The organism is Neobacillus sp. S1227 (assembly GCF_055385255.1).
The window spans coordinates 5,565,576-5,576,570 of the sequence record NZ_AP038276.1 but is presented as its reverse complement, the minus strand read 5'-3'; the positions used below and the strand labels follow the sequence as shown (position 1 = coordinate 5,576,570).

Annotated in this window: 13 protein-coding genes; all 13 read left to right on the top strand. The window is 44.9% G+C overall.

Annotated features, from left to right (window positions below; translation table 11 throughout):
- Positions 1-246: 246 nt before the first annotated feature.
- Positions 247-471, top strand: a complete 225-nt coding sequence (locus tag ACZ5AE_RS27690) for an AtpZ/AtpI family protein (protein WP_464573747.1) — start codon at positions 247-249, stop codon at positions 469-471.
- A 2-nt stretch (positions 472-473) separates the two neighbouring features.
- Entirely contained in the window at positions 474-842 is a 369-nt protein-coding gene (locus ACZ5AE_RS27685) for an ATP synthase subunit I (protein WP_464568044.1), read from the top strand.
- Positions 843-968: 126 nt separating this feature from the next.
- Positions 969-1,682, top strand: coding sequence for a F0F1 ATP synthase subunit A (gene atpB / locus ACZ5AE_RS27680; RefSeq protein WP_464568042.1), 714 nt, complete (start codon positions 969-971; stop codon positions 1,680-1,682).
- 57 nt (positions 1,683-1,739) lie between these two features.
- Entirely contained in the window at positions 1,740-1,952 is a 213-nt protein-coding gene (gene atpE, locus ACZ5AE_RS27675) for a F0F1 ATP synthase subunit C (protein ID WP_027323467.1), read from the top strand.
- A 241-nt stretch (positions 1,953-2,193) separates the two neighbouring features.
- A complete protein-coding gene (locus ACZ5AE_RS27670) occupies positions 2,194-2,724 on the top strand; it encodes a F0F1 ATP synthase subunit B (RefSeq protein ID WP_464568040.1) in 531 nt (176 codons plus the stop codon).
- Entirely contained in the window at positions 2,721-3,257 is a 537-nt protein-coding gene (locus ACZ5AE_RS27665) for a F0F1 ATP synthase subunit delta (RefSeq protein WP_464568038.1), read from the top strand. Before ACZ5AE_RS27670 ends, ACZ5AE_RS27665 begins: the two co-directional genes overlap by 4 nt.
- Positions 3,258-3,457: 200 nt before the next feature.
- Positions 3,458-4,969: a F0F1 ATP synthase subunit alpha gene (gene atpA, locus ACZ5AE_RS27660; protein ID WP_464568036.1), complete on the top strand. Its 1,512-nt coding sequence runs from the start codon at positions 3,458-3,460 to the stop codon at positions 4,967-4,969.
- Between the two features lie 88 nt (positions 4,970-5,057).
- Entirely contained in the window at positions 5,058-5,915 is an 858-nt protein-coding gene (gene atpG / locus ACZ5AE_RS27655; RefSeq protein WP_464568034.1) for an ATP synthase F1 subunit gamma, read from the top strand.
- Positions 5,916-6,023: 108 nt separating this feature from the next.
- Positions 6,024-7,445 carry a F0F1 ATP synthase subunit beta gene (atpD, locus tag ACZ5AE_RS27650; protein ID WP_464573746.1) on the top strand — a complete coding sequence of 474 codons (1,422 nt, stop codon included), beginning with the start codon at positions 6,024-6,026 and terminating at the stop codon, positions 7,443-7,445.
- Between the two features lie 21 nt (positions 7,446-7,466).
- Complete coding sequence (locus ACZ5AE_RS27645; protein ID WP_464568032.1) at positions 7,467-7,874, top strand: F0F1 ATP synthase subunit epsilon; 408 nt, start codon at positions 7,467-7,469, stop codon at positions 7,872-7,874.
- A 746-nt stretch (positions 7,875-8,620) separates the two neighbouring features.
- A complete protein-coding gene (locus ACZ5AE_RS27640; protein WP_213117141.1) occupies positions 8,621-8,995 on the top strand; it encodes an NADH-quinone oxidoreductase subunit A in 375 nt (124 codons plus the stop codon).
- Positions 8,986-9,498 (top strand): NuoB/complex I 20 kDa subunit family protein, encoded by a 513-nt coding sequence (locus ACZ5AE_RS27635; RefSeq protein ID WP_464568029.1) that lies wholly within the window; start codon positions 8,986-8,988, stop codon positions 9,496-9,498. The genes ACZ5AE_RS27640 and ACZ5AE_RS27635 overlap by 10 nt, the downstream gene beginning before the upstream one ends.
- A gap of 3 nt (positions 9,499-9,501) precedes the next feature.
- The gene (locus ACZ5AE_RS27630; protein ID WP_464568027.1) at positions 9,502-10,995 is read left to right on the top strand and encodes an NADH-quinone oxidoreductase subunit C; all 1,494 of its coding nucleotides are present in this window, start codon (positions 9,502-9,504) and stop codon (positions 10,993-10,995) included.

Genomic DNA, 10,995 nt, shown 5'->3' with positions numbered 1-10,995 from the left:
CAAAAAAACTTCAAGAATTACAATACAATAAGAGTGTGACTTGGACTTCCAAGATATATGAAAAATTGGGAAATTGTTTGTGGAATAATTCACGTAAATTCATTGACAACGCAAGGTGCCTATTGTATGCTAACAAAGGGTGTGGGTGGTAGGGTTTTCATCAAAAATTAATTTGACAAAAGCCCACTCATGATTTATCATTATCACCTTTTTGTTTTTCATTCTCTGCCAAGTGAGGATGATTTTATTATGAAAAAGAACCGCAATCCATTTCAAGCCATGGCTTTAATGTCTGCCATTGTTTCCCAGCTGGTCGGTTCCATCCTCATCGGCATCTTTGCCGGAAGATGGCTGGACGAGAAATGGGATACAGAACCAATTTTCTTGATAATTGGACTGCTTCTAGGCCTTGCGGCGGGGGTTTATTCCATGCTTGTGTCAATCCGCCATTTCTATTCAGGAGATAAATAAACATGCCAGATTTCAGAGAAATGTACAACAGGCAGAGGAAATGGATGTTTTACTTGTTGTCCATCTATGTTCTTGGCTGGGGCTTCACTACATACAAAACGACTTTCCTTGGGTTGATCCTTGGGACATGCTTTAGTTTCTTTATGCTTTGGATGTTAGTGAGAAAAACAGAGAAATTTGACAAAGCCGTTTCGGCAGGAAAAAAGGTCAAATCATTGGGCTCGCTGCAAAGAATGGCGATCGCGGCAATTGCGGTAATGATTGCGCTAGAATACCCTGATTATTTTCAAATTGTTAGTGTTGTTTTGGGCCTAATGACAGCCTACATTGTCATTATGATAGATTATTTTTATCATGCTTTGCATGGTTAAATCAAAAATGCCGACTGGACAAATCCTATAGGGGGGTTCAACAGGCGCAGTTAGCTTTAAGCGTTCGGAATTTCGCAATAAAATTCCGGTTAACTATGGTAATGAAGGGAAGCGAGGTGAGTTTATATGCATCATGGGGCTCCTGAATTTGAATTGTTTGGCCTGTGGTTTAATGCAGCGAACATTCTGATGATCACAATTGCTAGTGCGATTGTCTTTCTTATTGCCGTATTAGCAACCCGCAAACTGGCAATGAAACCTACGGGGATGCAAAACTTTATGGAATGGGTGATGGACTTTGTTAAGGGCATCATCAACAGCACGATGGATTGGAAAGAAGGCGGGCGTTTCCACATCCTAGGTATAACATTAATTATGTATATTTTTGTATCAAACATGCTGGGTCTTCCTTTCGCAATTGTCGTTGACGAAAAGCTTTGGTGGAAATCACCGACAGCTGACCCGATGATTACGTTAACTTTGGCGGTCATGATTTTGGGTCTTACCCACTATTATGGCATCAAGTTGAAGGGTGCAAAGGGATATGCAGAAGGCTTTTTCAGTCCAATGAAATTCTTATTCCCATTAAAGATTATCGAGGAATTTGCGAACACATTGACGCTTGGTCTGCGTCTTTACGGTAACATTTACGCTGGTGAATTGCTTCTATCGCTCTTAGCAGCGGGATTAGCACACCAAGGAATCGCCGGTACAATCGCCGCCATTCCGCTAACACTTGTATGGCAAGGCTTCTCGATCTTCGTCGGATCGATCCAAGCGTACATCTTTACTATGTTAACGATGGTTTATATGGCACACAAAGTGAGTCATGACCATTAATATATTTTTTTTATAAAAAATAAAACTTATTTATACATTTTAAGGAGGAACAAAATAATGAATCTTATAGCAGCAGCAATTGCAATTGGTCTAGCAGCAGTAGGCGCAGGTATTGGTAACGGTCTTATCGTAGGACGTACAGTTGAAGGTATCGCTCGTCAGCCAGAAGCACGTGGATTACTACAAACTACAATGTTCATCGGGGTTGCGTTAGTAGAAGCATTACCGATCATCGGCGTTGTTATCGCGTTCATGGTCTTAAACCGATAAAATTTAAAAACTCCAGATGGCGAAGAGACATTCATCTAACTTCGCCATTCTATTATCCCGCTTTAACGGGCAGTAAGCTTTAGTGCGTGGGGAAACTCAGTGTAGTTAAACTGCCCGTAAAAGCCCGATAAGTTCAACTAGCAATCAGTGGGGGATGAAAAGAACCCCCACTGATTGAGTTTCACTTATGTTCGTTTATGCATTTCTAGTGTGAGCAACTCTTGAAAGGAGTGAACCCAGGGTGTTAACAAGCAGTTTAGTATTAGGTGCTGCCGAGCAAGCGGGCGGCCACGTTAATTTTGGAGATATCTTCTTCCAGCTGATCGTATTTATTGTCCTCTTGGCATTGCTGAAAAAGTTTGCGTGGGGTCCATTAATGGGCATCATGAAACAGCGCGAAGAGCATATTGCAAGTGAAATCAACGCAGCTGAGGAAAGCCGCGGAGAAGCGAAGAAGCTTTTAGAAGAACAAAGAAATCTTTTAAAAGAAGCCCGTGCAGAAGCACAGAGCTTAATTGAAAATGCGAAAAAGCAAGGCGATATCCAGCGCGAAGAAATCATCGCAGCGGCTCGACAAGAAGCGGAACGCCAAAAGGATGCTGCCAAGCTTGAAATCGAACAGCAGAAAGAAAAGGCTGTTGCCGCTATTCGTGAACAAGTGGCTTCGTTGTCTGTGTTAATTGCTTCTAAAGTAATTGAAAGAGAATTAACTCAAGCGGACCAAGATGCGCTTATTAACGAATATATTAAAGAGGCAGGAGAAGGGCGATGAGCAACCAACTAGTAGCAAAACGCTACGCGTCGGCTCTTTTTCAAATTGCAAAGGAACAGCAGATTCTAAGTACAGTGGAAGAAGAACTTCGTGTAGTCAAGGAAGTTTTACAATACAATCCTGATTTAAAAGCTGTTCTCAAATCTTCGAAGCTTCCTATTGAAAAGAAAAAAGAGATTGTGAAAAACGCTTTTACATCTGTTAATCAATATGTATTAAATACAGTATTGATCCTAATCGAACGTCATCGCGAAGGCGAAATCGTTGAAGTTGTGAATCAATTCACGGAGCTGACAAATGATGAACTCGGCATTGCTGATGCGCAAGTTACCAGCATTCGCCCGCTTTCAGACGCGGAACGTGAAGCTATTTCTGCCACATTTGCCGCTAAGATTGGGAAGAAATCACTACGAATTGAAAATATCGTGGATTCCGATTTGCTCGGAGGCGTTATGCTTCGCATCGGAAACCGTATATATGATGGATCATTACGCGGCAAGTTGAGCCGTTTAGAACGTAAATTGTTAAGCTAAAAGCGGAAGCGACCGTTTAGCGGCGTATGGCCTGGAGCGCTTCGGCTGAGATAAAGGAAACACGAAGAGCGATAGCGCATTCGTGCTTGACTTATCGTAGGGAGAAGAGCGAAGGACACTAGCCGCTGGGAGCTGGAGCTGGACAATTCTCTAAGTAGAATGTTGTAAAAAGTATACGCAAAGTATAAGGGGTGAAACTCATGAGCATCAAAGCTGAAGAAATTAGTGCCCTGATAAAACAGCAGATTGAAAACTATCAGGCAGAAATTCAAGTGACCGATGTTGGTACTGTTATCTCCGTTGGTGACGGTATCGCACGTATCCATGGTCTTGACAATGTCATGGCCGGAGAACTTGTTGAATTTGCAAACGGCGTTATGGGTATGGCACAAAACCTTGAAGAAAATAACGTCGGTATCATTATTCTTGGACCTTTCACTGACATCAAAGAAGGTGACGAGGTTCGCCGCACTGGACGCATCATGGAGGTTCCGGTTGGTGAGGAACTAATTGGTCGTGTAGTTAACTCATTAGGACAACCAATCGATGGCATGGGTCCAATCAATGCAAAGAAAACCCGCCCTGTTGAGCAAGTAGCAACTGGCGTTATGGCTCGTAAATCCGTTCATGAGCCGCTGCAAACTGGTATTAAAGCGATTGACGCACTAGTGCCAATCGGACGCGGACAGCGTGAGTTAATCATCGGTGACCGTCAAACAGGTAAAACATCCGTTGCAATCGATACAATCATCAACCAAAAAGGTCAAAACATGATCTGTATCTATGTTGCGATTGGACAAAAAGAATCTACAGTACGTAACGCCGTTGAATCACTTCGTAAAAATGGCGCATTAGAATACACGATCGTTGTTTCTGCATCTGCATCACAGCCTGCTCCAATGCTATTCTTAGCACCATATGCAGGGGTTGCAATGGGTGAAGAATTTATGTTCAGCGGTAAGCACGTATTAATCGTATATGATGATTTAACAAAGCAGGCATCTGCCTATCGTGAGCTTTCCTTGTTACTTCGCCGTCCTCCAGGCCGTGAAGCATATCCAGGGGATGTATTCTACTTACACTCACGCTTACTTGAGCGCGCAGCAAAATTAAATGACGAGCTTGGTGCAGGTTCTATCACAGCATTGCCATTTATTGAAACTCAAGCAGGTGACGTTTCTGCTTATATTCCAACAAACGTTATCTCCATCACTGATGGACAGATTTTCTTACAATCAGACCTATTCTTCTCCGGTGTTCGTCCGGCAATCAACGCAGGTCTTTCTGTATCCCGTGTAGGTGGTTCTGCGCAAATCAAAGCAATGAAAAAGGTTGCTGGTACATTGCGTCTTGACCTTGCATCCTACCGTGAATTAGAAGCATTTGCTCAGTTCGGTTCTGACCTTGATAAGGCAACTCAAGCAAAACTTAACCGTGGTGCGCGTACAGTTGAGGTTCTAAAGCAGGATCTTAACAAACCGCTATCTGTTGAAAAGCAAGTTATGATTCTTTATGCATTAACTCGCGGTTTCCTTGACGACATTCCAGTACAGGATATTCGCCGTTTTGAAGGAGAATTCCATAGCTGGTTAGACCACAACCGTAAAGATTTGTTAGACCACATCACGACTACAAAGGATCTTCCTAAAGACGATGATATGGCAAAAGCAATCAACGACTTCAAAAAGACGTTTGCTGCTTCTGAACAATAAGGTCTGGCAATTTGAACGGCGGCGATGGTTTCAAGCTGGTGCTTGAGCCATCGCCTGACATTCTTTGAATGAGGGTGGTGAGAACCTAATGGCTTCATTACGCGATATAAAAACGCGGATTAATTCGACAAAAAAGACAAGTCAAATTACAAAGGCAATGGAAATGACTTCTGCTGCGAAGTGGAATCGCGGCGTTATGAACGCAAAATCATTCGTGCCTTATATGGAAAAAATTCAGGAAGTGACTGCATCGATTGCCCTTGGTGCAGGCGGCGTGAGTCATCCGATGTTGACCCATCGTCCTGTAAAAAAGACAGGCTACATCGTGATTACATCCGACCGCGGTCTTGCTGGTGCGTTTAACAGTAACGTAATCCGCCGTGTCCATCAAACAATCAAAAGCCGTCATACATCCAATGATGAGTTTGCGATTATTGCGATTGGCCGAGTGGGGCGTGACTTTTTTGTGAAGCGGGGTTACAACGTTGTCCTTGATATCGTCGGGGTTAACGATCAGCCGAGCTTCCAAGATATTAAAGACATTGCAAGCACAACTGTCGGCATGTTCTCTGATGGAACATTCGATGAATTATTTGTTTATTACAGCCACTATATCAGTGCAATTTCGCAGGAAGTAACCGAGAAAAAGCTGCTACCGTTAACGGATATAAAAGCTTCTCACAAGCTCACTTCCTATGAGTTTGAGCCGAGTGCAGAAGAGATTCTTGAGGTCCTCCTTCCACAATACGCGGAGAGCTTGATTTATGGCGCACTGTTAGACAGTAAAGCAAGTGAACACGCTGCGCGGATGACCGCAATGCGCAACGCAACCGACAATGCGGGCGAACTGATCCGCAGCCTGACATTAAGCTTCAACCGTGCCCGCCAAGCGGCGATCACGCAGGAAATCACGGAAATCGTCGGCGGTGCCGCAGCGTTAGAATAGTAACAAAATGCCGCAGGCCATTTGGCGTTGCAGCTTGATAATTAATAGTTTGGTGCTTGTCACCATTTTGATATGATTCAGCAAAGAGTAAGTTAGGAGGGAAAAATGATGAGCAAAGGACATGTTCTTCAGGTTATGGGTCCGGTTGTTGACGTTAAGTTCGAAAATGGTCATCTTCCTGAGATCTATAATGCGCTTAGAGTCGTAAGGAAAGCGCAAAATGCATCTGAAGTAGATATTAACTTAACCCTTGAAGTAGCCCTTCATTTAGGTGATGATACAGTTCGTACAATCGCGATGGCATCCACTGATGGTGTAACCCGCGGTTTAGAAGTAGAAGATACTGGTAAGCCAATTTCCGTACCAGTTGGTGAGCCAACACTTGGCCGTGTATTTAACGTATTAGGTGAAGCTATCGACTTAAAAGGTGAAATTCCAGCAAGTGCACGCCGTGATTCCATTCACCGCGAAGCACCAACATATGAAAATCTTTCAACTGAAGTTGAAATTCTTGAAACTGGTATTAAGGTAGTTGACCTTCTTGCTCCATATATTAAGGGTGGTAAGATCGGTCTATTCGGTGGTGCCGGTGTAGGTAAAACCGTATTAATCCAGGAATTAATCAATAACATCGCGCAAGAGCACAGCGGTATTTCTGTATTCGCGGGTGTAGGTGAGCGTACTCGTGAAGGTAACGACCTTTACCATGAAATGACAGATTCCGGCGTTATCAAGCAAACAGCGATGGTATTCGGACAAATGAACGAGCCGCCAGGAGCACGTATGCGTGTTGCCTTGACTGGTTTGACAATGGCTGAATATTTCCGTGATGAGCAAGGACAAGACGTGTTATTGTTCATCGACAACATCTTCCGTTTCACACAAGCTGGTTCAGAGGTTTCCGCGCTGCTTGGCCGTATGCCATCTGCCGTTGGTTACCAGCCGACACTTGCTACTGAAATGGGTAAATTGCAAGAGCGTATTACTTCAACTACTAAAGGTTCTGTTACATCGATCCAAGCGATTTACGTACCAGCCGATGACTATACTGACCCGGCTCCAGCTACAACTTTCGCTCACTTAGATGCAACAACAAACCTTGAGCGTAAACTTTCTGAAATGGGTATCTACCCTGCGGTGGACCCACTTGCTTCCACTTCTCGTGCATTATCTCCTGATATTGTTGGAGAAGAGCATTACAATGTTGCTCGTCAAGTACAGCAAACATTACAAAAATATCGTGAATTACAGGATATCATCGCGATCCTTGGTATGGACGAACTTTCTGATGATGATAAGTTAGTCGTTGCCCGTGCGCGTCGTATCCAGTTCTTCTTATCACAAAACTTCCACGTTGCTGAACAGTTTACTGGTCAGCCAGGTTCATATGTACCTGTTAAAGAAACAGTTAAAGGATTCAAAGAAATCCTTGAAGGTAAATATGACCATCTTCCAGAGGATGCATTCCGTCTTGTCGGCCGCATTGAAGAAGTGGTTGAGGCCGCAAAACGCATGGGCGTAGAGGTCTAACCTTTCAGGGAGGGGTAAAATATGAAGACGATTAAAGTCAGTGTTGTAACTCCCGATGGTCCGGTTTATGAATCAGATGTGGAAATGGTGAGTACAAAAGCAAAAAGCGGCGAGCTAGGCATTTTGCCAGGCCACATTCCATTGGTGGCACCACTGGAAATCGGTGCTGTCCGTTTGAAATTGGCTGGCGGCAAACAAGAACAAATTGCGGTCAGCGGCGGCTTTTTAGAAGTCCGTCCTGAACAGGTAACTGTTCTTGCCCAAGCTGCAGAAAAAGCATCGGATATCGATGTGGAACGTGCGCAGCGTGCAAAGGAACGTGCCGAACAGCGTCTCCAGCAGGCGCAGCAGGAGCATGTCGACTTCAAACGTGCTGAATCGGCATTACGCCGTGCGGTTAACCGTATCAATGTTGCGGGAAATCGATAATTTATAATACGGGTTGTAAACTACGGTTCTCGTACTTATATCTAAAAACAATGAATCCAACCCCTTTGGCCGGCCTTAGATGCCGGTCAGAGGGGTTTTTATTTTTGTTGGGGTTTACGGTGATGCATGGGGACGGTTCTTGTGCATCAAAAGAATATGGTGATTTTTGTAAAGAGGAAAGTAAATTGATTAAACTGGAAAGTAAACTGCTATAAATGGAAGTAAATGCCCCAATCAGGAAAGTAATGATCCATAAGGTGAAAGTAAATGCTCGAAACCGGAAAGTATTGTAAATTGGCTGGAAATTACACACTGTAAAAGTCTGCTTTCCAACCTAAAATGAATGAATTTTGATTTTAAGAATATGAATGTATGGAGCGGAAAGTACAAACTGCGAAGCCTGGACCACTTTTTATGTGAAAAACCAATCAAATAACAATTTTTCAAAAAGGATTGTGTCAAAAATGACAAACCTCACTGACATGGCCGGGATTTTGGTTTTTAATAGGGGTAGTTGTCGAATTAAGAGGCATTTTGGGTGGAAAAAGAGGTCCAAATACCCAAAAATAACCCAATCGTAAACTTTATTGTAGAGTTATTTTCTAGCATCCTAAATATGGAAATCGAGATTGTGAATAGATTTCCAATTTACAGGATTGGCTTGTCGACATGGGTTTGTAACAATGCTATAATGAATTCGGTTACAATCTAATTAATGAAAATTTACAACATTGGAGGGGATAGGCATGGAACTTTTGAATGTATATCAGAATAATTATCTGATAGTTTTCGTGTTCCTATGTCTCGGGGTGTTGCTGCCGGTGGTGGCATTATATTTAGGTAAACTTTTGCGTCCGCACAAACCTAGCGAAGCAAAGTTGACCACATATGAGAGCGGTGTTGAGCCATTTCACGATTCCCGTGTACAGTTCAATGTCCGCTATTATATTTTTGCCCTAATGTTTGTTATTTTTGATGTGGAAACGGTGTTTTTATATCCATGGGCGGTTGCCTATGATAAGCTAGGCGTTTTCGCATTGATTGAAATGTTAATTTTCGTATTCTTGCTATTATTAGGCCTAGTGTATGCTTGGAAAAAGAAGGTGCTACGATGGATCTAAAACTAGATGGCATTTCCGATTTGGAGATGCAGGAGTTAAAACAAAATGTGTTTATGACTTCGCTGGAGCAAGTGAAGGCCTGGGCGCGAAGCAGTTCGCTGTACCCGGTGACATTTGGTCTGGCTTGTTGTGCGATAGAAATGATGGGTGTGGGTGCGGCCCACTATGACTTGGACCGGTTTGGATCGTTTTTCCGTCCGTCACCGCGTCAGTCTGACTGTATGATCGTGTCTGGGACGGTTACGAAAAAAATGGCGCCGATTTTGCGCCGTTTGTATGACCAGATGCCGGAGCCAAAATGGGTAATCGCGATGGGTTCCTGTGCAACGGCAGGTGGACCGTACATAAAATCGTATTCTGTCGTCAAGGGTGTTGACCAGATTGTGCCGGTTGACGTGTACATCCCAGGCTGCCCGCCAAACCCAGCTGCTTTAATTTATGGAATCAATAAATTAAAGGAAAAAATTCGGTACGAAGCGAAGACTGGGAAGAAGGTGACCTGATAAATGAGCGGGGAAAAAGATCTCGAACAATTAAAGCGAGAGGCCGTGGCAAAGGCAAAGGCTGAAGCGGCAGCGAAACGAGCAGCCCGTGCAGCCGGGGAATCTCCAGGTCAAAAGACAGCTGAGTCCGCTGCATCAAAGCAAGAAGTTGAGCCGAAGCCTGTAGAACCGGAAAAGGCACCAGCTGCATCAGAAGCAGGCGATGCTGACGATTTAGCAAAGAAGAAAGCAGCCGCCGCTGCCAAAGCGAAAGCCGCAGCGTTAGCGAAAAAGAAACGCGAAGGCATTTCGGATGAGGAGCCAGCAGCAGAGGCTGCAGCACCGGAAGCGGGAGCAGGTGGAGACTCCGACGACTTAGCGAAGAAAAAGGCCGCAGCCGCCGCGAAAGCGAAAGCCGCAGCGTTAGCGAAAAAGAAACGTGAAGGCATTGCAGATGAGGAGCCGGCAGCAGAGGCTGCAGCACCGGAAGCGGGAGCAGGTGGAGACTCCGACGACCTAGCGAAGAAAAAGGCCGCAGCCGCCGCGAAGGCGAAAGCGGCAGCGTTAGCGAAAAAGAAACGTGAAGGCATCGTGGACGAGGAGCCGGCAGCAGAGGCCGCAACACCGGAAGCATCCGGTGCTGGAGCAGGGGACGCAGATGACCTAGCGAAGAAGAAAGCCGCAGCGGTAGCAAAAGCAAAAGCGGCCGCTGCAGCGAAACGGAAAGCAATGGAGCTAGCGGGTGGCGCGGACCAAGCCGCAGAACCTGCAGCAGGAGCTGGCGGAGACGACGCCAAAGCAAAAGCCGCAGCAGCGGCAAAAGCTAAGGCGGCCGCAGCAGCGAAGGCTAAAGCAGCGTCAGCAGCCAAAGCAAAACGTGAAGGCGGTGCGGGAGATGCACCAGCAGGTGATGATGAAAAAGCAAAAGCCATCGCCGCCGCGAAAGCAAAAGCAGCCGCAGTAGCAGCCGCCAAGGCAAAAGCAGCCGCAGCAAAAGGCGGGGCAGGAGCTGCCGAACCAGCAACCGAAGCAAAACCATCTCCGAACCAGCCATACCTTGATAAATACGTCAAAGTCATCGAAGAAAACCTGGGTTCAGAGGTTTTAGAAGATTTTTATATTAATAAACTGTCGAAGGATGTTCCAACCCTTGTGGTGAAGCGGGAAGCCTACTTTAAGCTTGCACAATTTTTAAAGTATAATGAGCTGTTAGGTTTCGACTACTTATCAGAGCTGCACGGAACTGACTTTGAAACACATATGGAAATTTATGTTCACTTATACTCATACAAGAACCGTCAATCCGTCGCCTTCAAGGTGAAAATTGACCGCAATGAGCCGGTCATCGAATCGTTGCAGCCAGTGTGGGCGGGTGCTGACTGGCCTGAGTGTGAGGCATACGACTTATTGGGAATTAAGTTTACCGGACATCCAAACCTGCACCGGATTATGCTTGGCGAAGAATGGGTTGGCTATCCACTGAGAAAAGACTATGAGCCGTATGATGTGGAGGTGTAA

What these genes read in the sequence shown, in the direction of transcription:
- ACZ5AE_RS27685 (WP_464568044.1), top strand. Translation starts at nt 474, where the DNA reads ATGCCAGATTTCAGAGAAATGTACAACAGGCAGAGGAAATGGATGTTT.
- atpB (WP_464568042.1), top strand. Translation starts at nt 969, where the DNA reads ATGCATCATGGGGCTCCTGAATTTGAATTGTTTGGCCTGTGGTTTAAT.
- atpE (WP_027323467.1), top strand. Translation starts at nt 1,740, where the DNA reads ATGAATCTTATAGCAGCAGCAATTGCAATTGGTCTAGCAGCAGTAGGC.
- ACZ5AE_RS27665 (WP_464568038.1), top strand. Translation starts at nt 2,721, where the DNA reads ATGAGCAACCAACTAGTAGCAAAACGCTACGCGTCGGCTCTTTTTCAA.
- atpA (WP_464568036.1), top strand. Translation starts at nt 3,458, where the DNA reads ATGAGCATCAAAGCTGAAGAAATTAGTGCCCTGATAAAACAGCAGATT.
- atpG (WP_464568034.1), top strand. Translation starts at nt 5,058, where the DNA reads ATGGCTTCATTACGCGATATAAAAACGCGGATTAATTCGACAAAAAAG.
- atpD (WP_464573746.1), top strand. Translation starts at nt 6,024, where the DNA reads ATGAGCAAAGGACATGTTCTTCAGGTTATGGGTCCGGTTGTTGACGTT.
- ACZ5AE_RS27645 (WP_464568032.1), top strand. Translation starts at nt 7,467, where the DNA reads ATGAAGACGATTAAAGTCAGTGTTGTAACTCCCGATGGTCCGGTTTAT.
- ACZ5AE_RS27640 (WP_213117141.1), top strand. Translation starts at nt 8,621, where the DNA reads ATGGAACTTTTGAATGTATATCAGAATAATTATCTGATAGTTTTCGTG.
- ACZ5AE_RS27635 (WP_464568029.1), top strand. Translation starts at nt 8,986, where the DNA reads ATGGATCTAAAACTAGATGGCATTTCCGATTTGGAGATGCAGGAGTTA.
- ACZ5AE_RS27630 (WP_464568027.1), top strand. Translation starts at nt 9,502, where the DNA reads ATGAGCGGGGAAAAAGATCTCGAACAATTAAAGCGAGAGGCCGTGGCA.